A 21,137-nucleotide genomic window follows, 5' to 3' on the forward strand; every position below is an offset into this window, starting at 1 on the left:
CAAATGCTTCGGCTTGCCGGAAGCGGGACCAGCTCCCGCGAGATTGCGGTCGTGCTGGGAATAGCACGCAGTACGGTGCAGGATAATCTGCGGCGCGCAGCGGCAATCGGGTTGAGCTGGCCCCTGCCAGAGCTATGGCGGAAAATGGGTGATGACGGTTTGAGAAGGGCGGCGTATCGAGGCGGGTGATTGAAGCCTGCCAGAACCTCTCAAGGAGAGCGATACGCCATGAACGAGACTATCAACATTGTTCGCCTTCGTCAGCCCGACGAGATCGATGATCCCCTGACGGATGTGCTCCGCACCGGCGCGCGCAAATTGCTGGCGCAGGCGATCGAGATGGAGGCCGAAGCGTTTCTTGCCGAGATGCGGGATCTGAAGCTGCCGGACGGACGTGAGCGGCTGGTCCGGCACGGTCGCGGCCCGGAGCGGAGCATCCAGACGGGGATCGGGCCGGTGCCCGTCAGCCGGGTGAAGGTCCGGGACCGCGGCGCGACCGGCGAAGCGGACCGGGTCCGGTTTTCCTCATCGATCCTACCCAAATGGGCGCGTCGGACGCGAAGTCTGGACGCGCTGCTTCCCGTTCTTTACCTGCGCGGCGTTTCGACGGGCGACTTTCAGGAAGCTCTGGCAGCCCTGCTCGGCAAGGAGGCAGCGAACCTCTCACCCTCGGTGATCACGCGGCTGACGGCAGAGTGGACCACCGAATACGAGCGTTGGCAAAAGCGCGATCTTTCGGCGCGCCATTATGTCTATGTGTGGGCGGACGGGGTCTATCTCCAGGCGCGCATGGAAGACCATGCCGAATGCATGCTGGTGCTGATCGGCGCCACGCCTGAGGGCAAAAAAGAACTCGTCGGCTTCCAGACAGGGATTCGTGAGAGTGCGCAGAGCTGGCGCGAGCTGCTGGTCGACGTGAAGCGTCGTGGCCTGCAAATCGCGCCCGATCTTGCCGTCGGCGACGGCGCGCTTGGCTTCTGGAGCGCGCTCGATGAGGTCCTTCCCGGCACCAAGCACCAGCGGTGCTGGGTGCACAAGACAGCCAACGTGCTCAACAAGGTGCCGAACTCAATGCAGGCCGGCATGAAGACAGATCTGCGCGAAATCTTTTCCGCCCCGAACCGAGCCTCAGCCGAGACGGCGATTGCCGTCTTTGTCGAGAAATATGATGCGAAATACGGCAAGGCGGTCGACTGCCTGACCAAAGATCAGAATGCCTTGCTGGCGTTCTACGATTTCCCCGCCGAACATTGGGATCATCTGCGGACATCGAATCCCATCGAGAGCGTTTTTGCCACCGTTCGCCATCGCACGGTGCGCACGAAAGGCTCCCTATCATCGAAGACCGCAAGGCTGATGGTCTTCAAACTGGTCATGGCCGCCGCCAGGACATGGCGACGATTGAAAGGACAAAATCAGTTGCCGAAACTCATCGCAGGTGCCAGATTCCAAGATGGAATCGAGGTCATCGAATTGAAGCCGCAGAGCGCCGCTTGATCAGCCTCGTCACCCAAATTCCAGCATAGCTCCCCCTGCCAGGCGAGCTGACCGATGACGCGCTTGAGAACAAACTCTTCGCTCGCAATGGCGTCAAGCAGGGCACGCGGCGGCGCACAGAGCCGAACTGGGCCCATCTTGCCGTCGAGCTCAAGAAGCCGGGCGTCACGCTCCTCATCTTGTGGGAGGAGTATCGAGGAAGTCATCCCGACGGATATGGCTACAGCCGGTTCTGCGAGCTCTTTCGCAGCTTCGAACAGCGGCTTTCGCCGACGATGCGCCAGGAACACGCCGCCGGCGACAAGGTCTTCGTCGACTATTCCGGCAAGAAGATCCCGATCGTTGATCGAGACACCGGCGAGATCCGTGAGGCGGAGATCTTCGTGGCAGTGCTGGGTGCGTCCAGCTTGACCTATGCCGAAGCGACCTGGACCCAGACACTGCCGGATTGGATTGGTTCACACGTCAGGATGTTTCGTTTCTTTGATGGCGTTCCCCGCCTGATCGTCCCCGACAATCTGAAGTCGGGCGTCAGCCGCGCCAGCTTCTACGATCCCGAGATCAATCGCAGCTACGGCATGATGGCATCCCATTATGGCGTCGGCGTTCTTCCGGCACGGCCGCGACGGCCGAAGGACAAATCGAAAGTCGAGAACGGCGTGCGTTTCGCCCAGTCATGCATTCTGGGGCGGCTGCGCAACCAGACCTTCTTCTCGCTGGCCGAGGCCAATGCCGCAATTCGCCAGGCACTCAATCGCATCAATGATCACGTCATGCGTCGGCTGGGCGTCAGTCGCCGGCAACTGTTTGAGAGCGTCGAGCGTGCTGCGCTGGCAAGCCTTCCGAGCGAAGACTACGAATTCGCCGAGTGGCGTTTGGCCCGCGTCTCGACGGATTACCACGTCGAGTTCAAGACCTTCTTCTATTCCGTACCGCACAACCTCATTCGTCAGCAAGTCGATCTGAGGGCAACGGCACGCACCATCGAGATCTTCCACCGCGGCAAGCGCATTGCCGTCCATCAGCGCCGCTATGGCGGCCCTCGTCATGGGACGGATCCGGATCATATGCCCAGCTCCCACCGGCGATATGCCGAGTGGACGCCGGATCGTTTCCGTCGCTGGGCCGCATCCGTCGGGCCCGAGACGGAAGGCTTGGTTGTCGCAATCCTCGCCAGCCGCCCACATCCTGAACAAGGCTTTCGAACATGCCTGGGTGTCCTTCGCCTGTTTCGCGATGTCACACGCGATCGCGCCGAAGCCGTCTCAGCCCGCGCTGTCGAGATCGGTGGGCTGAACTGCAAGAGCATCGCCTCGCTCATCGCCAATCACAAGGCCGCAAGGCATTCCACCGAACCGACCGCCATCGTCGATCACGCCAATCTGCGTGGCCCTGATTACTTCCATTGAGGAGACATACCAATGCTCATCCATCCGACCATCAACATGCTGCGCGAACTCGGCCTTCATGGCATGGCCACTGCCTTCCAGGAACTCGACGCACAATCCGAAGCACGCGGCCTCGAGCATGGCGAATGGCTTGCCATGCTGCTCGAGCGCGAGGCTACCATGCGCCGCCAGAAGCGTTTCGAAGCCCGCGCCAGAGCTGCAAAACTTCGCCATGACGCACAGATCGAGAATGCCGACTTTCGTGCCGCACGCGGTCTTGATCGCAATCTGTTCATGGCGCTCGCCGGCTGCGACTGGATCAGAAAGCATCACAGTCTTCTCATCACCGGGCCGGCCGGCGTCGGCAAGAGCTGGCTGGCCTGTGCGCTTGGCCACAAAGCTTGCCGAGAGGATTTCTCCGTCGCCTATCACCGCGTTCCCCGGCTGTTTGCAACGCTTGCCCTCGCGAGAGGCGACGGACGTTATGGCCGGATCCTCAAGCAACTCGCCAAAACCGACCTTCTCATTCTCGATGACTGGGGACCGGAAAAACTCAATGATGACCAGCGGCGTGATGTGCTTGAGATCATTGAAGACCGCTACGAACGCCGATCGACAATCGTCACCAGTCAGCTGCCCCTGGATCGCTGGTACGAGATCATTGCAAACCCAACCCTGGCCGATGCCATCCTGGACCGCCTCGTTCACAACGCCTATCGCATCGATCTCACCGGTGAAAGCATGCGAAAACAGCGCTCGCCGAGAGCGTCCGAAACAGCGCACGCTTGACCTGAAACGAAACCCAATCCAAACATCAACGAGACCCAGGATCAGTCCGAAAAATGGCCGGCTTCAAATCGGAACACCGGCCGGAATGAAATCGGAATGACTGGCCGGCTTCAAATCGGAATCGATGGCCGGCTTCGTCGGAATACGCAATCAGCCGTGTGGCGCGACAATTCTGATGAGAAGCGCGCGACAATCTGGATGAGAATCTGGTGTCGCGGCGGAGGTGATGATCGCGGCATTGATTGCCGCGCGCAAGAGGGTTTGTCGGTTTGATTGTCGCGGCGCGTCAATCAGCGACGCTGTTGGCGGGTGTGGCATAGGACGCGGGGCGTCCCGGGCCACGCTTTCGCTCCATGGCCTCGCGGCGCCTGTAGCTCTCGACATTCATCTCGAAGATGGTGGCGTGATGGACGAGGCGGTCGACCGCGGCGAGCGTCATGGCGGGGTCGGGGAAGACCTTGCCCCATTCGCCGAACGGCTGGTTGGCGGTGATGAGCATTGAGCGCCGCTCGTAGCGGGCGCTGATGAGCTCGAACAGCACGCTGGTCTCGGCCTGGTCCTTGGTGACGTAGGCGAGATCATCGAGGATCAGGAGATGGAACTTGTCGAGCTTGGCCAGAGCGCTCTCGAGCGCCAGGTCTCGCCGTGCCGTCTGAAGCTTCTGGACGAGGTCGGTTGTTCTGGTGAAGAGCACCCGCCAGCCATTCTCGATGAGCGCAAGGCCGATGGCTGAAGCGAGATGGCTTTTGCCGCCGCCGGGCGGGCCGAACAGAAGCAGGTTCGCCCCCTTCTCCAGCCAGCTGTCGCCGGCGGTGATCGCCATCACCTGGGCCTTGGAGATCATCGGCACGGCCTCGAACGCGAAGGTGTCGAGGGTCTTGCCCGGCAGGAGGCGGGCCTCGGCGAGGTGGCGTTCGATGCGGCGGCGGTCGCGTTCGGCCAGTTCATGCTCGGTGATCGCGGCGAGAAAGCGGGCGGCGGGCCAGCCTTCCTTGTCGGCCTGTTCGGCGAATTGCGGCCACATGAGCTTGATGGCCGGCAAGCGCAGTTCGTTGAGGAGCAGGCTGAGCTTGGCGGTATCGACAGTGGTGTTGGTCTTCATGCCGCGTCTCCCGTCAGGCTGGCGCCGAGCAGGGCTTCATAGGCATTGAGCGGCGCAAGGCGCACGACGACATTCGGCAGCCGGGAGGGATCGGGGGCGAAGCGTTCCCGCAAGGCGGCCATGTCGGGCAATCGGCGCGCCTGCAGCGCGGCATCCAGTTGGTCGGCCAGTTCGCTCTCGCAGGCGCGCTCGTGAGCCATGGCGAGAAGATCCACCATGATGCGGCAGGCCTGCCGCTCCGGCAGCCGCTCCATGAGCATGTCGAAGGTGTGCCGATACGCCTCGCGCGGAAAGAGCTGGTCGCGATAGACCAGGTTCAACAGCGCCATCGGCTTGCGACGCAGCGAATGGATGACATGCCGGTAATTGACGACCTGATCGTGTTTGCCCGATGGAGAGGCACGTCCGCGCGGCAGCGTCACGAGAAGGGTGCCGCCGATGAAGATGTCCAGTCGATCGTCGAAAAGGCGCACCCTGAGCCGGTGGCCGATCAGGCGCGAGGGCACGGTGTAGAACACCTTGCGCAGCGTGAAGCCGCCCGATGAGGTGACGCGCACGGTGACCTCCTCGTAGTCGGATGTGCGCCGGACGGGCAGTTCCTGGAGCTCGGCGCGCTCGATGTCGATGCGCTTGGAATTGCGGGCGTTCATGCGGCTGACGATCTCGTCGACGAAGCGGCGGTAGCAGACCAGATCGCCGAAATCGCTCGATCCTCTCATCAGAGCCGCGTCGTCGATCGCCCGCTTGAGATGGCCGTGCGGGCCTTCGATGGAGCCGTTCTCATGCGCGATGCCGCGATTGTTGCGGGAAGGGGTCATGCCGTAGTGGCCGCACAGTTCGTCGTAGCGGCGCGTCAGGTCCGCCCGGGCGTCCTTGTCCAGGTTGCGGAATGCCGGCGAGAGGCTGTCGCTGCGATGCTCGCGGGGAGCCCCGCCGAGCGACCACAGCGCGTTCTGCAGGCCTTCCGCCAGGGCGACGAAGCTCTCGCCGCCGAGCACGACATGAGCGTGCTCGAAGCCGGAATAGGCGAGCCGGAAATGATAGAGCCGGTGGTCGAGCGGCTGGCCGGCGATCGTGATGCCGGCTTTACCCATGTCGGTGAAATCCGACAGGCCGAGGCGGCCGGCCTCATGCACCTGTCGGAAGATGACCTCCTGCTCCACGCCGTGGACGGCGCGCCAGGAGCGGACGCGCCGCTCCAGCGTGCGGCGAACGCCGTTGCCCAGATCGGGGTGGCGGCGCAGCATCTCCTCGAAGATAGCTATCGCGCGAATGCCGGGCGCGGCTTGCAGCATCGGCACGACCTCGGTCTGAAAAATATCGGCAAGCGGGTCGGCACGGCGTCGTTCCCGCGGCGCCTTCTTCTGCGAGGGCAGCCTCGAATCCTTCTCGATGCGATAGGCCGTGGCCGTGCTGATCGACGCCTTTGCCGCCGCGACGGCTGTCGAATTGGTCTGACGGAACTTCATGTAGAGCCTCATCTGGTGATCGGTTACGTGGCGGCCGGGCACAAAGTGATCGGAAAAACCACCGGCATACCCGGTCGACCGCGATCACCAGACAAACGCCCCCAAAAAGGCAGCGGCGCTGGCGGGTTGAAACTCCAGTCGGGCTACGCCCTCCCTGCGATCCAACCCGCCAGCATTCTCATCTTGATTGACGCAACGCTCGCACCTTCATTGTCGCGCCGCACAGCCGGAACGAACGATCTGGAACGTGTTCGAGGAGGAGCGCGGCAAGCTGGTCGCATACCGCGGCCCCTTCGACGGATTCCATACGGTGCCGGCCTCGGTGTCGAAGACCTGCACGGTTCGCTTCGACAACAACAAATACTCGGTGCTGTCGACCGCGGTCGGCCGCCCGGTGGAGATCCAGGCCTATGCCGACAGGATCGTCATCCGCCAGGACGGCGTGGTCGTCGCCGAACATGCCCGCTCCTTCGGGCGCGGCGAGACGATCTACGATCCCTGGCATTACGTCCCTGTGCTTGCCCGCAAGCCTGGCGCCTTGCGCAACGGCGCGCCGTTCCAGGACTGGGTTCTGCCGTCGGCCATGGAGCGGGTGCGGCGGAGATTGAGGGCGGCGCATGACGGCGATCGGCAGATGGTGGCGATCCTGGCCGCGGTGTTGACCGACGGCATCGATGCGGTCGAGGCTGCCTGCCAAGAAGCGATCGACCAGAACGTCTGCTCCGCCGCCATCATCATCAACATCCTGGCACGGCGGCGCGATCCGGCGCCCGCCATCACCATTCTCACCCCGGACGCGCTCCGCCTGCAGCATGAGCCGCAGGCCGACTGCGCCCGTTATGACAGCCTCAGGAGGGCAAGCTGATGGAACGAACCCAGGTTCTGGAACTGATGGGCACGTTGAAGCTCTACGGGATGCGCGGTGCCTATGACGAGGTCATGACGACAGGCATCAAGCGCCAGCACGAGCCGCCGAGGATCGTCGGCGATCTGCTGTCGGCCGAGATCGCCGAGAAGCAGGCCCGCTCCATCAAATACCAGCTCACTGTCGCCAAGCTGCCAATCGCCAAGGACATCGATGAGTTCGACTTCGACGGCACGCCGGTCAACGAGGTGCTGGTCCGGGACCTTGCCAACGGCACCTTCGTTGCCGATCAGCGCAATGCCGTTCTCATCGGCGGCACCGGAACCGGCAAGTCGCATCTGGCAATCGCCATTGCCCGCGCCCTGATCCGCAACGGCTCACGTGGCCGCTTCTTCAACGTCGTCGATCTCGTCAACCGGCTCGAGACCGAGCACCGTGGCGGCAAGCAGGGCCGTATCGCCGATTACCTCACCCGGCTCGACTTCGTCGTGCTCGATGAACTCGGCTATCTGCCCTTTGCCCAGGCCGGCGGGCAATTGCTCTTCCACCTGATCAGCAGGCTCTATGAACGGACCTCGATCATCGTCACTACCAACCTGGCGTTCGGCGAATGGCCCGCCGTCTTCGGCGACGCCAAGATGACGACAGCGCTCCTCGACCGTCTCACCCATCATTGCGAGATCATCGAGACCGGAAACGAATCCTGGCGCTTCAAGAACCGCGCCTGATCACCCCATCAACTGCCAAGCGCCATCCGCGCTCGCCCGGGCTGCGCAACCCTGACCAGCTCCGCCCGGGCGAACGCTGACCGCCGCGCATTACATAGGGGGGCCAAAATTGGACGCCTATCGGGGGTCAGTTTTGGAAGCCGTTTGACACTCGGGCTTGCCGTATGTCGCCAGCGCCTCCTCGAGGGCTTCAATGCAAAAGGCCGCATCCATGGTGATCGACAGCCGCCAGCTCAGTACCTTGCGCGTGAACCAGTCGACGACAGCACCCAGGTAGCAGAAGCCGCGGGCCATCGGGATATAGGTCAGGTCCGTCGCCCAGACCTGGTTGGGCCGCGTCACCGCCAGCTTGCCCAGCAAATACGGATAGATCTTGTGCCCGTCGCCCGGCTTCGAAGTGCGCGGCTTGCGGTAGAGCGCCTTGATTCCCATGCGCGTCATCAAGGTGCGCACATGCAGCCGACCCGTCTGTAGCCTTCGCGCTTCTTCTGCACCATGCGGCTGCCCGCGAACGGGTAATCCAGGTGCAATTCGTCGATGCGCCGCATCAGCTTCAGGTCTGCCACCGATGTCGGCTTGGGTAGGGAATAGACGCTGCCGCGGCTGATCCCCAGTTCGGCCGCCTGCTTGGCAATCGGCAGTTCATGTTCCCGGCCGATCATCGTCTTGCGCTCCCCGACCAGCCGGCCTTGCCGAGCGCCGAGCCTAAGAAATCATTGGCCAGCGTCAGCTCTCCGATCTTGGCATGGAGGGCCTTTATGTCCACCGTCGGCTCCGATTTCTCCGCGCCAAACACGTTCGAGGCCCCTTCCAGAAGCTGCTTTCGCCAATCCGTGATCTGGTTCGCATGCACATCATATTGCTGCGCCAGCTCGGCCAGCGTCTTTTCTCCCTTGATCGCCGCAAGCGCAACTTTCGCCTTGAAAGCCGGGCTGTGGTTCCGGCGTGGTCGTCTGGTCATTCGTCATTCTCCTGTTCCGGCACTCATGCCGATCTCAGGCAGAAATTCCACTTATCACCCTGTCCAATTTTGCCGAGCCACCTCTTACCAAGCGGGTTGCAGTCCACAAAATGCCTCGGTTAGGCCGGCCCATTTCGCATATAGGCCCGGTCGCTCAACAAGGACTTACAGAAGGCGGGGGCGAGCTTGCCGCGGTGGATTGCGTTGTCGTAACCTTTCTTAGCCCGGGAGCTCTGCCACTGCCGATTATGGCCGCGCTGTTCATTGGACTTGACGTGGCAAGCGGCGAACTCGGCGCTGTCCAGCGTTGCCAACTGCTGCGCATATATCTTGGATGTCGTGTGGATGTGCACCCACATTGGACTCGGTGGGGTACCGTTGCTCAGCGCCTTTGGCTGCAGCCTAATCTCGAACAGATTGCTCGGCTCTGGGTTCAACGCGCACGGGGGATCCACAGGCGTCAACTCCTCGGCGTCGAGCAACTTTTCAAGGTAGTTCTGCGAGGGAAATGAATACCTCTTCATGCAGTCTGTAACCATAGCGGCCTTTTTTTCGTCCCACCTATTTGCCAGTCCCCGCACTTGGGACAACATTTCCTTGAGCTGAACCGTTAGTCGGTGCAAGTCGTCCAGCTTTCCCTTCTTGGAGAGAAGAAACGCCTCCAACGTTGAGAGGCAGGCCTCTATCTCGGCAGTCTGCGTTTGCAGCCGCTGGACCGCGAGGCCGATGGCGTGTTCGGCGTCCTCGGGTTTCAGGGAAAGCGCTCGGGAGACCACACTTTGCTGAGCAGGCAGATCGAACTTCAAAAGTTCGGTCGACCGTGCGACTAGTGACTTCGTGTCCTGCCCCGCTGTTACATTTTGCAAAATCGCCAGGCTTGCTGCCGCGGACGACGCACTGTTCCGCGCCTCCTCTGCACTCACGAGCTTCTTCGTACCTAAATCCGTGCGTACGAGCACCTGGGCTGCCGGTGCAGGGTCGCTGACGGCCGCAGCGACTTGCGGCTCCGGCCGTCCGGCCGCCGAACTCCCAGCACCAGCGGCCTGCTTGCTCTTGCCTTTTCCTTTTTTTCTGGGCGCTGTAGTGCTTTCGGCCACCATAGTCGTGCCAGCAGCTCCAGGTGTCGCAGCGTCAGCGTTGGCCGGCAGTTCAGGGGCTGGTGACTTCGGCTGCAGTGCGAGCAGGTACGTAACCTCCTCTGAAGCGATCCAGGCGTCGTCCACGATCCGGGTCAACAGTTTCAATGGGAGGCCAGCACTTGCTTGGTGCATTAGCCTATCAACATCGGAGTGCAAGGCCGACGCAAAATCCGCAAGCCGCTCCAGAACCCCCTCCAGAACGGCGCAGTGTTCCGAGTCGAACGGGCGTCCTTTCCCCTGCCATACAGCTTTGGCCGTCGAGAGGAATGCCGGAAAAATCTCGCCGATGAAGTTACCCAGCAGACCCGTTTGCCCGTTCTCACCGATGAGGCGTGCCCTGATGGGTTCATCGAGCATGGTCACCTGCTGAGCCAGGAACTTGGCGAGATTGATCCGCGATTGCAGCTGCATTATTCTTGAATTGACAACGTGGCCCGATTCCAGCCGCAGCGCGCCCTCTTCTTCCCGCCGCATTTCGGCTGTAGAGCTTGGTAAGTCCGCTGTCGCGATGCAGACAGACCGCTTAATTTCGTGGCGCTGTCCAATCTTGTCCCAAAGCTCCGCGCAGGCCACGTGATATTTCGCCCTGCTGGGAGCCGATCGGCTCAGTTGGTCGACAGTGGCATTGGAGTTGACCAAGTTGCTGACAATTGCCTGCACCCGCTTCCGTTTTTCTTCCTCCTCGGTCTCGAAGATATGTTGGGCCAGATCGTTAGCACTATTCGCCCTTTTAATCACGTTGGCGCGGTATTGACGCACATCAGCGTCGGATAGAGTTCGGCGCGCCACATACTTGGGCAGGCTCGCATAACATTGCAGTAGTTCTTCGCCCGCATTAACGATCTGATCGAGCTCGTATAGGGACTGCGAGGGGGTTCCGCTATGCAGGCTCTTCCCTTCGAGAACTTCGATCTCGTCAATCAGTGAGCGGATTCGTCGCTTTGTCTCGTTGATGTCTTCGCCTGACAAGGAACTGGATACTGTCACCCCCGAAGTTGACGGCTGGGTGGCTACCGGCGCCAGGGCTTCACAATCCGAGGCTGACGAAACACTGCGCCTCCGCGAACCGGCTGCACGTGGCGCAGCCGCCGGGATCCGATGTGGGGCAGTGGAAGCGCCGGAATATCTGCCACCAAGGTCATCATGGGTACCGCGCGCAATGGCAGCCGAGGATGACATCCGCTCTAGGACGGAACCGAACGACTGGCTGCCTTCCCCGGAGGCAAGACTCGATTGCGAGCGCGAACTGCTCAATCCGGCTCCAGTATCCGCGATGCGTGATTTTCCGGATCTGCCAATGCCCGTCATGTTTCATCTCCGATTTAGGTGAGAATGCGCAGCGTATGGTTTGTGCCTGCTGTCGTAGTACATCAGGGCTCTGGCGGGTGAGTGCAATCGCCGAGACGACAGGTGGCATGACGTGAGAGAACCAGCAGCATTTTTTCGTCAGTCGTCATGCCAGGTCGGGTCGTCCCTGCTGCGACGGTCCAGACTGAACCCAATGCAAAACACACGAAGACCTGTCGATCTCCACTATAGGAGGCCGCGAGACTAGCGAGTACGAGCGTGCCGGCGCTGGAGACGAACTCTCATTGAGATCAGGCGGCGCCATGTGCGCAAGTGCTTGCCAAACCCGTCGCTGCCCTTGACCGTAGCGGGTTGTTGGCTTGGTTGGAGCTTTCGGATGAGCACTTTCCGACCGTACATGGCATTCGTCCCTTTTTTTGGCGGAAGTCTTTCAATATGATTTGAGTTTGGGTCGCTCTCGAAGAGAGCTATTCGAACGAGCTGACGGGGAGCTGACGACGATGCACACACTGCGGTCGCTCTTCTCTCGGGGCCGTGGGAATCCCCCGTATTCGGCACTCGCGCAGCGCCTCACGGGTGGGAATTAACTTTGGATGCGATCGGAATACCGCCCTGTCGACTGTTGCGCACGATGGATGGCGGGCGCAACCATCGACCTACTGGCCGGCCTCGGGTTTCCAAATCGAGACAAGAACCGCGAGTCATCACCCATCGGCGGCCAAAGCGCGATCCGTGCTCGCCCAGGCTGCGGGCGCGCCTTCGGCGCATTTTGAGAAGGTGCTATCGCGAACGCACGACACCTTCCGATCATTGTGATCCAGGATGCCGGTCTCGAACGTTCTGGCTCCACCGCGTACTGCAGGCTGAAGGGATCGAAAGCAGCGTCGCCGATGCCGCCTCGATCGCGACCTCTCGGCGTCGCCGGCGGGCGAAGACCGACAGGATCGACGGGCCGGGCACCGTAAAGTTAACCGAAGGCTGATGAAGATGTGCGAAGATGGGAGATGTCAGAAGTTGCTTGCGCAAGGTTGTGTTGAGCGCAAGCTTGGTCGGTTTGGGCCGACGGGCCGATCGATCCGCGCCGCTGCGGGTGGCTGCGTTGCGCCGCAGTTCACGGGAGATTGTCGAGGCGGCCCGCCCCAGGTGGCGCCCAATCGCCTGCCTGGAATAGCCCTGCACCCTGAGAAGTGCGATCTCGCGCTCCACCAATGACAGGTAGCGTCCGGAGAGCGGCTTTGCCGAGGATCTGAACATCACTGGTGACATACCGCCAGCCTTCGGAACCATCTGGTTCCTACAGGCTGCGACACTCCGGCTTCGAGCGGCGCATCTTCACTACCCAGCCCCGCGGCAATCGCCCGCCAGAATCTAATCTGTTCATCGCGCCCCGCCACCGGCGGCCGTGCTGGTGAAGGTAATGGCGCTCGTCCAGACCGTGCCGATCGCCGCTTTCCAATGCTCATCGCAACCTCCAACTTCAGAGTGTTGCGACGACCATTTGAATCCGCCCAATATGCCGCGCTCCTCTATCGCAATCTTCCCGCCGAGCACGATCTTATTGGATCGATGGGTCGGCGCGGCAATTCCTACGATAATGCCAAAGCGGAAAGCTTCATGAAGACGATGAAGGTCGAAGCCATCTATCCGATGGCCGCGCAAACCGAAGTTTCGTCTTTTTCGTCGCCCAATCATCGAGTTGGCGGATGAACACCGTCCGTTCGCGCAGGTGAGCACGTTCTGTGATCGATGAATCGATTGATGTGACAGCTGCGCTTTGTGCCCCGCGGTAGCTGATGCGCGGGTCTGGCCTGAGGAGGCCCCTGTCTGAGAAGATTTGGTGTCGAGCCAACCTTCCAGACAGGAGAACCCCAGATGGCGCAGATAAGCCCTCTGCGTCAGCGGATGATTGAAGATCTGACGATCCGCAATTTGTCAAGGCGCAAACGGTCTGGTTCAACGCGCCCCACGAGACCATGCTGTCGCCGCAGCTGCTGGAGATTTTGCGCGTCTATTGGCGGTTGACCAAGCCGGGGCGATGGCTTTTTCCCCGGCGCGATGGCCGCGGCCCGATCCACCCGCAGACCTTGGGGATCGCCTGTCGAGCAGCGTGCGAGTTCCTGGGCATTGAGAAGCGGGTGACGGTGCACACCCTTCGCCACAGCTTCGCCACCCACCTTTTGGAAGCCGGCACGGACATAAGGATCATTCAGGTGCTGCTGGGCCATCGCAGCCTGGCGACGACGACACTATACGCCCAGGTATCAACGGCTGTGATCGGTCGGACCGCCAGTCCTTTTGACCAACTCCACATGGAGATCACGCCGCCCGGCTGAGCCGCGCGCCATGCGCCCGGATCTGGAAGTGGCGGATGGGGGATGTCACATTAACGAGAAATACTACTATCTACTCGTCAAGCGGAAAAGTTTCGGGCAAAAGAAATCAAAGGGTTAGGGCGTCAAGAATCGGCGCGGCGCGATGGAAAAAGCTCTTTACTGAGTTAATGTGACATCCCCAGGTTTTCTGTTCCGTTGCTACTCAGACCCCTTCTTCTATCGTTCGTGCTTTTGAGGTGCAAAGCGTGCCAGCAACTGGATCATGCCCATCGCGCCCCATGTGATGGCGAACGAGAGGATGGCCAGAGCGGCAGGTTCGTAGGCTTGTGCGACGCCGACTTTTTGGATGTAGGTGCCGAAGGCCGGGCGTGTCAGGAGGCTGGCCATGACGAATTCACTGATGACGACGGCAAACGTCAGGAATGCGCCCGACAACACCGAAAAAAGAATATTGGGTAGGATCACCAGCCGGATCACCGTGATCGGGCTCGCGCCCAGGATCGTCGCCGCATCTGTCAGCGTTCGCGCATCGATCGCCTGCAGGCCGGAATCGACCGCGCGATAGAAGTAGGGCAGCGACAGGGTCATGTAACCGCAAACGAGCAGCGCATTGGAGCCCATTTCGGTGCTCGTCAGCGGCAGGACCGACGACGACGAAAATAGCTTGAGATAGCCGAAGACCAGGACGATCGGCGGCACGACGAGCGGAAGCATGACGATGAACTCGACGATCGGTCTCAGCCAGGGAAACCGCAGGCGGACAAAGTAGGTCATCGGGACCACCAGAACGACACCGAAGACGATGGTGCACACAGCGATCACTGCCGAGTATCCAAACGTCGCGAAGAACTCGGGGTCGGAAAAGACGGAGCGGTAGGCGTCGAGCGAATAGCCGTCTCGCCGGATACTCAGCGAAAACTCGGCGGTACTGATCAGTGGCAACAGGAAATAGATTCCTGCCACAACAATCGCCGCCCACGGTAGGAGACGCAGGACGGTCTTCATTGCATCCACCTTTCCGCACGTGCGCGCAGGACCAGATAAGCCGTAATGGCGAGTGCCACGACCAGGACCATGCACAGCGCGAGGGCCGCCCCCAGTTGCTCGTTGTGCAGCACGTCGCCGCGGATTTGCGCATAGAGCAGGATCGGCACGATGTTCACCGCGTAGCCTGTCAGTGCATAGGCCGTCGCAATGGCGCCGAAGACGTTGGCGAACAGCAGCGCCAGCGTTCCAAGCACCGTTGGCCACAGCACCGGCAGTCCGACATACCGCCAATACTGCCAGGCTGATGCACCGAGCATCTCGGCTGCTTCCCGGCACTCCCGAGGGAGCCTGTCGATGGCAGGCATCATGATGGTGAGTGCGATGGGGACCTGGAAAAAGAGGTAGGTGAGCGTCAACCCGGAAAAGCTCGCCAGGTCAAAACCAGCTGCATAGAGGTTGATGCCAAATACCTGTTTCAGCACCACCGTTACCAGGCCCAGTCTGCCGAAGGTGGCGATGAAGGCGAAGGCCAGCGGAACGCCGGAAAAATTCGACGCAACCCCGCAAAACGTCATGATGATCGTTCTGGCCTTCCGGTTGCCGATGCCGCGGCCGACGATCAGGGCGAGGCCAAGGCCAAGGAACGAGCCGAGCAACGCTGTCGTCGCTGAAATCTGAGCCGAGGTCACGAAGGCGTTTGCGATCTCCGAGGTTGCGAGATCCGCGAAGTTCGTCAGCGTGATGCTTCCCTGCCGATCGACAAAAGCGTTGGCAAGCAGTGCAACGGTCGGCATGATGATCATGACGGCCGCAAAGACGAAGAAGGGCACCGTGCCGATCAGCGCCGGCCAGTCGGGACGGGGAACACGAAGCATCGCACGCGGCTCTGACGGTTTCCCGGAGCGGGCGTGTCCCGCGCCGGGTGTGCTATTGGTCGACGTCCGATCCAAATTACTTGCTTCCTGCACCAACGGTGGTGGTCCATTCCTTTGCGATCACGTCGCTTGCTTCCACAAGGTGACCAAGCTCTGGGAAGACCAGGTTGGACCCGGTTTGCGGAAGCTTCGCCAACATCTCATCGGTGATCTTGCCGGATTTGCGCATCGCCTCGAAGCGGATCGGATGGCATAGGCCTTTCAGGAAGCCGGTTTGGCCTTCGTCGGAATAGAGATACTCCATCCAGAGCTTGGCGGCATTTGGATGCGGGGCGTATTTGCTGATGGCTTGCGCATAGACGCCAGCGACCGTCACGCTTGCCGGCACGATTGTGTCGAGGGGAGGATTTCCCTTGAAGTTCTGGTTATAGGTGATGCCGTTGAAGTCCCATCGTGTCGTGATCGGGGTTTCGCCCTTGGCGATCGATGATGCAATGCCGAAACCGGCGACGAGATTGCCGGCATCCTTCAGCTTGCGATAAAACGCCAGGCCGGCTTTGGCAGCTTCCGCCCCGGGCTGTGCGCCTGTCGCCAGACCAGCGGCATAAATGCTGAGGATCGCGTTGTTGGCCGTACGGGGATCTGCCGGGATCGATACGCTCTTCCGATAGGCGGGATCGAGGAGATCGGACCAGTCGGCAGGAGATTTTGCGACGATATCCTTGTTGACGATGAACGCCAGCACTCCATAGTAGTCGCCATACCAGTAGCCGTCAGGATCTTTGACGACGGCCGGAATTTCATCCCAGGCCTGCACTTTGTACGGTTGCAGGAGGTCATCCTGTTTTGCGGTCGGACCAAAGACGAGGCCGATGTCGATGACGTCGGGAGCTTGAGGCCCCTTGTTGTCCATATTGGCCTTGATCGTCGCCAGCTCCTCGCCCGAGCCGGCATTCGGATTGAGCTCGTTCACCGCGAGGCCGTACTTGTCCTTGAAGCCCTGGATCAGCGCGCCGTAGCCGCACCAATCATGGGAAACGGCGATCACGGTAAGCTGACCTTCGGCCTTTGCCGCCACAACGAGTTCGACCATGTTCGCCGCTTGTGCGATGGGAGGCAACCCGATCAGGGACGCTACTCCACAATATGCCAATCTCTTCCAATCCATTGAAATTCCCTTTCTTGAAACGCAGTGCGCTGCTCCATCAGCAAGGCGTCGATCGCACTCGGTATAGGTATGGCTATTAACGGTAATGTGACATTACGTGGCTAAATTTGGCATTAATTGACGTTTCGCGGTTTTACATGTCGACACTCGGCCGCGACCTGTTGCTCTGCGATCCTGTTGGCTTTGCACGGGATAACCTTCTGCATCGGAAATCTGTTTGATTTCAGTCAATATTCTTGGGTTTCGAGCTGAAGCTCCGGTCCCAGATTGACATGAGGCTTGGGCTCGACTATCCCACAAAACATCACACCGTAAACGCCAAGCAATATCTCCGAGCCTATCGGGTAGTTTGGGAATGGGGGGCTCGTGGCGAGACTACCGGCAGCAAGTCGCATTCAAGCCATCGCAGAACAACTTGAGGCCGGGGACGGCATCAGTATCGCTGCGATGGCCGAGCGATACTCCGTCTCCATGGAGACTATTCGCCGCGATCTTGCGAGCCTTGAAAAGAATGGGCTTCTCACGCGCGTGCATGGCGGCGCAATACCAACGGCACGCGCGGCGCCGATCTCGATGCGGGTCAACAGCCTGAGCAGTGAGAAGGCCTCGATCGGCGAGCTGACGGCAAAGCTGGTCGGACGCGATGGTTGGATCTTCATTACGCACGGCAGTACCACGCTCTCTGTTGCCAAGGCCTTGGACGAGGGGAGCCCGATCTCGGTGATGACCAACATGCCCGCTATCGCCGAGGCACTGCACGGCGGGGTGAAGCACCGGGTCACCCTAACAGGCGGCGAATATGACTATGCCGACGGCGCGCTGAATGGCCAACAGGTGCTGGACGCAATTTCCGAATGTGTGTTCGACACGGTGGTCATCGCCGCCTATGGCATCGATCCGGTGCATGGTTTGGTCGAGTCGGGAAAATACCTGCAGCACATGAAGCGCTTGCTCTTCCAGCGCAGCCATCGCCGCATCGCCGTTGCGGACCACAGCAAGTTCGGAGCGCCCGGCTCCTATATCTCGGCACCACTTTCCGAGATAGGGACGATCGTCACCGATCAGCCGCCGCCGTCCGCTTTCGCCGAAGCGTTGGACGAGGCTGGCGTTCGGGTGATTTATCCCGCAACCGTCAAGGAATCAGACAATGACCAATGAGGTACGCCACGTCGTGGTCATGGGCATCGACGGCCTGCGGCCGGATCTGGTCGATGAGATAACGATGCCCAACCTCGTCGCACTGGCGAACGCCGGCACGTGGAGTACCCATCATACGACGGTGTTTCCGAGCGAGACCCGCGGCGCGCTGACCGCCCTGGCAACAGGTTCCCCCGCCCAGACGAACGGGATTGCCGGCAATCAGTTCTACGTGCGCGACGGGTTTCCCGAGCAGATATTCACTGAGACGGTGCATGATTGGTACGCGGCCGATGAACGGCTTGGAGGGCAGCTGGTCGAGGCGACCTCGCTTTCGGAGACGCTCCACCGGGTGGGCCAACCCTTCGCGGTTATCGCGTCGAGCGGGCCTGGCGTGCTGCCCGCCCTGAACTGGAAAGGTGCACAACGCGATCAACTCGGGTTCAACGTCCGCCATCCTCAGACGGCCCATCCGCACGAGTTTGCGGCGCGCGTCCACCGCTCGCTAAGGATCCCGGCAGGGGGCGTGTCCGCCGACGGCCCGAGGGCGGCGTTGAGGGTCTTCGAGCAGGAGGTGTGGCCTCACAGCAAGCCGGCAGTGAGCATCCTCTGGTGCACCGAAGTGGACAGCGCGGCGCATCTGTACGGACTGGGATCGGATCAGCTGCGCGAGAAGATCCGCGTTTGCGATGAAGTGGTCGGCGCGCTGATGGCCTGGCGCGAGGCGCAGCCCGAGCGCAACAGCATTGCGCTTCTGGTCGTCTCCGATCATGGCCACGTCACGATTGGCGGCCTGGTTTCCGTCGCGGATTCGCTCTGTGCAGGCGGGTTCAAGGCAGCAGCCTCCTTCGCAGACGCCGCGACCGACATACTGGTGCGACCAGGACGTGCAGCCGGTGTCTGGCTCAGGAGGCACGACCCAGTCTTGTTGCAGGAGGTTGCGAGCTTCATGACTGAGCAGGCCTGGTTCGGCGGCGCCTTCAGCTGCGCGGGAGTGCCTGGAAGCATCCACGGGCGCGTGGAAGGAAGCCTGGCCTTGGAGTTGCTCGGCGCCGGCGGCGCCCGTGCGCCTGATCTGTTCGTACAGCTTGGAAGCAGGGTAAACGATGACGTGGCCGGTGGCATCGGTTCGGTCTATTACGATGCCGGCGACAACGATCTGCGGCCGGGCGGCGGGACCCATGGCGGTCTGCATCGCGGCGAACTGTTCGCGGCCCTCGCCGGGTACGGAGCGGGCCTGGGGCAGGGACGCGTTTCGACTACGCCGAGTGCCATTACCGACATCGCGCCGACCATACTGTCGCTGCTTGGTGTTCCGCAGCCGCAAACGATGACCGGTCGCGTGTTGCGGGAATTGATGGCGGAGGCGCCGACCGAGATCGAGCGGGTGTCCGAAGACATCCGATCCAGCGGAACTGGAAAGGTTACCGTCCTCTCCGGGATGCGGGCGATGGGGCGCTTCTACATGAGTGAAAGCCGGATTGTTCCGGCGACCTGATCACCGATGGCTACTGCCCGGGCACCGTAAAGTTAACCGACGGCTGATGAAGATGTGCGAACATGGGCCATGTCAGAAGTTGCTCGTGATCCGCTTTATCGTCGCCACCGCTTTCCCGCCGAGAGCATTGCGCGAAGCCGACGAGTTCTTTTTTGCCCTCAGGCGTGGCGCCGATCAGCACCAGCATGCATTCGGCATGGTCTTCCATGCGCGCCTGGAGATAGACCCCGTCCGCCCACACATAGACATAATGGCGCGCCGAAAGATCGCGCTTTTGCCAACGCTCGTATTCGGTGGTCCACTCTGCCGTCAGCCGCGTGATCACCGAGGGTGAGAGGTTCGCTGCCTCCTTGCCGAGCAGGGCTGCCAGAGCTTCCTGAAAGTCGCCCGTCGAAACGCCGCGCAGGTAAAGAACGGGAAGCAGCGCGTCCAGACTTCGCGTCCGACGCGCCCATTTGGGTAGGATCGATGAGGAAAACCGGACCCGGTCCGCTTCGCCGGTCGCGCCGCGGTCCCGGACCTTCACCCGGCTGACGGGCACCGGCCCGATCCCCGTCTGGATGCTCCGCTCCGGGCCGCGACCGTGCCGGACCAGCCGCTCACGTCCGTCCGGCAGCTTCAGATCCCGCATCTCGGCAAGAAACGCTTCGGCCTCCATCTCGATCGCCTGCGCCAGCAATTTGCGCGCGCCGGTGCGGAGCACATCCGTCAGGGGATCATCGATCTCGTCGGGCTGACGAAGGCGAACAATGTTGATAGTCTCGTTCATGGCGTATCGCTCTCCTTGAGAGGTTCTGGCAGGCTTCAATCACCCGCCTCGATACGCCGCCCTTCTCAAACCGTCATCACCCATTTTCCGCCATAGCTCGGCGCCCTGGCAGCCAGCGACAGAGTTGCAGTGCGCCCTGCCGCGCCCAGTCGGTCAGCAGCTTATGGCGCCGCCCACGTTGATGGTCGGATCGCTCGGATGGGGCAAGCAAGGTCAGGACCGGCAAGGCCTTTACCAGGCTCGTCCATGGCACCGGGGTCAGCACCATGAAGCTCAACCAGCGCAGGCCACTGGCTTTGACGAAATGGCCATGGCTGGAGCGCACTGGATCCCGGTAGATGCCCCGTGCGCTGATCCGGCGTCCCCATCGGCGTTCGATGGTGTCGTCCATGCCAATGACGATGGGGCCATCGGGCACGAGCCGTTCGACCACGAGGCCCAGCAATCGCCTGGCAACGGCACGGGGGCTCCAGCAGGCTCGGTTGAAGATTTGGTGGTAGCTTGCAAAGTTGGCGGCCTCGGCCCTGCCGGTCATGCGCAAGCAGGAGCTGACGGTCCGCTTGCCCGGCGCCAGCAAAGCTCCCATGACCAGAACAAGGACATGTTCCCAACTGGGCGCTGTGAAACAGGTGCGCAACTCTTGGAGCCACTGGCGCAGGATCTGAGGAACGGCATCGCTGACGGCGGCGTTGGGATGGTGCAGCATCCCATGCTTCGAATCCCGGCCAGCACATGTTGCAAGGCAATGACCGTGCGGCGAAGTGAATCAGACCTGACTAGGGCTGCGGCAGCTATGACTGCACAATGGAAAAGGACGACATAGCCCTGCGCATCGAAGCGTTCGACCAGGCCAATGGCGGCGGCGTTGGCTGGTACAAGGACAAAGGTGCCTACCACCTGTACCTGCTGGCAACCGAGGTGCCGATCGCCCGTCTCAAGCCGATCGGCAGAGGCGATGAGGTCAAAATCGCCTACTGGTCACACCGGCGAAAATGGGAAGACATCGACGATATGGGAGGCTGCAGCCTGCCCCTCGATCAGGCGCTCAGCCACATCGCAACCAACAGCCTCTTCTGGACATGGACCTGACCAAAAACGTACAAAGTCGAGCTAAGTGTCTGAAT

General features: G+C 61.2%; 16 protein-coding genes and 5 pseudogenes. 11 read left to right on the forward strand and 10 right to left on the reverse strand.

From position 1 onward, the window contains the following. Nucleotides 1–228 precede the first annotated feature (228 nt). Genes ACVILI_RS33795 through istB (ACVILI_RS33805) form a run of 3 tightly spaced genes read left to right on the forward strand, consistent with a single transcriptional unit; the run spans nucleotide 229 to nucleotide 3,674 of the window. On the forward strand, nucleotides 229–1,497 hold the full coding sequence (locus tag ACVILI_RS33795) for an IS256 family transposase (protein ID WP_457102496.1): 1,269 nt from the start codon (nucleotides 229–231) through the stop codon (nucleotides 1,495–1,497). A 47-nt stretch (nucleotides 1,498–1,544) separates the two neighbouring features. After that, nucleotides 1,545–2,906: an IS21 family transposase gene (istA, locus tag ACVILI_RS33800; RefSeq protein ID WP_457102817.1), complete on the forward strand. Its 1,362-nt coding sequence runs from the start codon at nucleotides 1,545–1,547 to the stop codon at nucleotides 2,904–2,906. 12 nt (nucleotides 2,907–2,918) lie between these two features. Next, nucleotides 2,919–3,674: an IS21-like element helper ATPase IstB gene (gene istB / locus ACVILI_RS33805; protein WP_038646815.1), complete on the forward strand. Its 756-nt coding sequence runs from the start codon at nucleotides 2,919–2,921 to the stop codon at nucleotides 3,672–3,674. A gap of 286 nt (nucleotides 3,675–3,960) precedes the next feature. On the opposite strand, the gene istB (ACVILI_RS33810) is transcribed toward istB (ACVILI_RS33805), so the two are convergent. Further along, nucleotides 3,961–4,776: an IS21-like element helper ATPase IstB gene (gene istB / locus ACVILI_RS33810; protein WP_284278837.1), complete on the reverse strand. Its 816-nt coding sequence runs from the start codon at nucleotides 4,774–4,776 to the stop codon at nucleotides 3,961–3,963. Continuing rightward, nucleotides 4,773–6,287, reverse strand: coding sequence for an IS21 family transposase (istA, locus tag ACVILI_RS33815; protein ID WP_457102398.1), 1,515 nt, complete (start codon nucleotides 6,285–6,287; stop codon nucleotides 4,773–4,775). Before istA (ACVILI_RS33815) ends, istB (ACVILI_RS33810) begins: the two co-directional genes overlap by 4 nt. A 166-nt stretch (nucleotides 6,288–6,453) precedes the next feature. On the opposite strand from istA (ACVILI_RS33815), the pseudogene ACVILI_RS33820 reads away from it, so the two are divergent. Next, nucleotides 6,454–7,177, forward strand: a pseudogene (locus ACVILI_RS33820) (Mu transposase domain-containing protein); the annotation flags it as partial. Continuing rightward, entirely contained in the window at nucleotides 7,110–7,838 is a 729-nt protein-coding gene (gene istB / locus ACVILI_RS33825; RefSeq protein WP_457102783.1) for an ATP-binding protein, read from the forward strand. The pseudogene ACVILI_RS33820 and the gene istB (ACVILI_RS33825), both read left to right, overlap by 68 nt. A gap of 150 nt (nucleotides 7,839–7,988) precedes the next feature. Here the strand turns inward: istB (ACVILI_RS33825) and ACVILI_RS33830 are convergent. Continuing rightward, nucleotides 7,989–8,799, reverse strand: a pseudogene (locus tag ACVILI_RS33830) (IS3 family transposase); the annotation flags it as partial. A 119-nt stretch (nucleotides 8,800–8,918) separates the two neighbouring features. Then, on the reverse strand, nucleotides 8,919–10,907 hold the full coding sequence (locus ACVILI_RS33835) for a hypothetical protein (RefSeq protein ID WP_240565483.1): 1,989 nt from the start codon (nucleotides 10,905–10,907) through the stop codon (nucleotides 8,919–8,921). A 1,142-nt stretch (nucleotides 10,908–12,049) separates the two neighbouring features. Here ACVILI_RS33835 and ACVILI_RS33840 point away from each other — a divergent pair. Beyond that, a pseudogene (locus ACVILI_RS33840) lies at nucleotides 12,050–12,198 on the forward strand (IS110 family transposase); the annotation flags it as partial. A gap of 68 nt (nucleotides 12,199–12,266) precedes the next feature. On the opposite strand, the pseudogene ACVILI_RS33845 reads toward ACVILI_RS33840, so the two are convergent. Continuing rightward, a pseudogene (locus ACVILI_RS33845) lies at nucleotides 12,267–12,709 on the reverse strand (helix-turn-helix domain-containing protein); the annotation flags it as partial. Here ACVILI_RS33845 and ACVILI_RS33850 point away from each other — a divergent pair. Continuing rightward, nucleotides 12,702–12,953: a hypothetical protein gene (locus ACVILI_RS33850; RefSeq protein WP_051726993.1), complete on the forward strand. Its 252-nt coding sequence runs from the start codon at nucleotides 12,702–12,704 to the stop codon at nucleotides 12,951–12,953. The pseudogene ACVILI_RS33845 and the gene ACVILI_RS33850 sit on opposite strands and share 8 nt — an antisense overlap. Nucleotides 12,954–13,219: 266 nt before the next feature. Further along, nucleotides 13,220–13,579 carry a tyrosine-type recombinase/integrase gene (locus ACVILI_RS33855; RefSeq protein WP_038654942.1) on the forward strand — a complete coding sequence of 120 codons (360 nt, stop codon included), beginning with the start codon at nucleotides 13,220–13,222 and terminating at the stop codon, nucleotides 13,577–13,579. A 216-nt stretch (nucleotides 13,580–13,795) separates the two neighbouring features. Here ACVILI_RS33855 and ACVILI_RS33860 read toward each other — a convergent pair whose 3' ends face one another. From ACVILI_RS33860 to ACVILI_RS33870, 3 genes are all read right to left on the reverse strand, one after another. Further along, nucleotides 13,796–14,584, reverse strand: a complete 789-nt coding sequence (locus ACVILI_RS33860; protein WP_038654945.1) for an ABC transporter permease — start codon at nucleotides 14,582–14,584, stop codon at nucleotides 13,796–13,798. Continuing rightward, entirely contained in the window at nucleotides 14,581–15,441 is an 861-nt protein-coding gene (locus ACVILI_RS33865; RefSeq protein WP_038654948.1) for an ABC transporter permease, read from the reverse strand. Before ACVILI_RS33865 ends, ACVILI_RS33860 begins: the two co-directional genes overlap by 4 nt. Before the next feature lie 76 nt (nucleotides 15,442–15,517). Continuing rightward, a complete protein-coding gene (locus ACVILI_RS33870) occupies nucleotides 15,518–16,609 on the reverse strand; it encodes an ABC transporter substrate-binding protein (protein WP_038654951.1) in 1,092 nt (363 codons plus the stop codon). Nucleotides 16,610–16,975: 366 nt separating this feature from the next. On the opposite strand from ACVILI_RS33870, the gene ACVILI_RS33875 reads away from it, so the two are divergent. Together ACVILI_RS33875 and ACVILI_RS33880 are read left to right on the forward strand one after the other, a co-directional pair. Then, complete coding sequence (locus ACVILI_RS33875; protein ID WP_038654954.1) at nucleotides 16,976–17,767, forward strand: DeoR/GlpR family DNA-binding transcription regulator; 792 nt, start codon at nucleotides 16,976–16,978, stop codon at nucleotides 17,765–17,767. After that, nucleotides 17,757–19,244: an alkaline phosphatase family protein gene (locus ACVILI_RS33880; RefSeq protein WP_038654957.1), complete on the forward strand. Its 1,488-nt coding sequence runs from the start codon at nucleotides 17,757–17,759 to the stop codon at nucleotides 19,242–19,244. The genes ACVILI_RS33875 and ACVILI_RS33880 overlap by 11 nt, the downstream gene beginning before the upstream one ends. A gap of 109 nt (nucleotides 19,245–19,353) precedes the next feature. Here the strand turns inward: ACVILI_RS33880 and ACVILI_RS33885 are convergent. Further along, nucleotides 19,354–20,013, reverse strand: a pseudogene (locus ACVILI_RS33885) (transposase); the annotation flags it as partial. 76 nt (nucleotides 20,014–20,089) lie between these two features. Then, nucleotides 20,090–20,719 carry a transposase gene (locus ACVILI_RS33890; protein ID WP_457102802.1) on the reverse strand — a complete coding sequence of 210 codons (630 nt, stop codon included), beginning with the start codon at nucleotides 20,717–20,719 and terminating at the stop codon, nucleotides 20,090–20,092. Nucleotides 20,720–20,817: 98 nt separating this feature from the next. On the opposite strand from ACVILI_RS33890, the gene ACVILI_RS33895 reads away from it, so the two are divergent. Continuing rightward, complete coding sequence (locus tag ACVILI_RS33895) at nucleotides 20,818–21,102, forward strand: hypothetical protein (protein WP_038645292.1); 285 nt, start codon at nucleotides 20,818–20,820, stop codon at nucleotides 21,100–21,102. Nucleotides 21,103–21,137: the final 35 nt, after the last annotated feature.

It is taken from the genome of Mesorhizobium sp. USDA 4775, from assembly GCF_054062655.1.

What these genes read in the sequence shown, in the direction of transcription:
- ACVILI_RS33795 (WP_457102496.1), top strand. Translation starts at nt 229, where the DNA reads ATGAACGAGACTATCAACATTGTTCGCCTTCGTCAGCCCGACGAGATC.
- istB (WP_038646815.1), top strand. Translation starts at nt 2,919, where the DNA reads ATGCTCATCCATCCGACCATCAACATGCTGCGCGAACTCGGCCTTCAT.
- istB (WP_284278837.1), bottom strand. Translation starts at nt 4,776, where the DNA reads ATGAAGACCAACACCACTGTCGATACCGCCAAGCTCAGCCTGCTCCTC.
- istB (WP_457102783.1), top strand. Translation starts at nt 7,110, where the DNA reads ATGGAACGAACCCAGGTTCTGGAACTGATGGGCACGTTGAAGCTCTAC.
- ACVILI_RS33850 (WP_051726993.1), top strand. Translation starts at nt 12,702, where the DNA reads ATGCTCATCGCAACCTCCAACTTCAGAGTGTTGCGACGACCATTTGAA.
- ACVILI_RS33855 (WP_038654942.1), top strand. Translation starts at nt 13,220, where the DNA reads ATGCTGTCGCCGCAGCTGCTGGAGATTTTGCGCGTCTATTGGCGGTTG.
- ACVILI_RS33860 (WP_038654945.1), bottom strand. Translation starts at nt 14,584, where the DNA reads ATGAAGACCGTCCTGCGTCTCCTACCGTGGGCGGCGATTGTTGTGGCA.
- ACVILI_RS33865 (WP_038654948.1), bottom strand. Translation starts at nt 15,441, where the DNA reads ATGCTTCGTGTTCCCCGTCCCGACTGGCCGGCGCTGATCGGCACGGTG.
- ACVILI_RS33870 (WP_038654951.1), bottom strand. Translation starts at nt 16,609, where the DNA reads ATGGATTGGAAGAGATTGGCATATTGTGGAGTAGCGTCCCTGATCGGG.
- ACVILI_RS33880 (WP_038654957.1), top strand. Translation starts at nt 17,757, where the DNA reads ATGACCAATGAGGTACGCCACGTCGTGGTCATGGGCATCGACGGCCTG.
- ACVILI_RS33890 (WP_457102802.1), bottom strand. Translation starts at nt 20,719, where the DNA reads ATGCTGCACCATCCCAACGCCGCCGTCAGCGATGCCGTTCCTCAGATC.
- ACVILI_RS33895 (WP_038645292.1), top strand. Translation starts at nt 20,818, where the DNA reads ATGGAAAAGGACGACATAGCCCTGCGCATCGAAGCGTTCGACCAGGCC.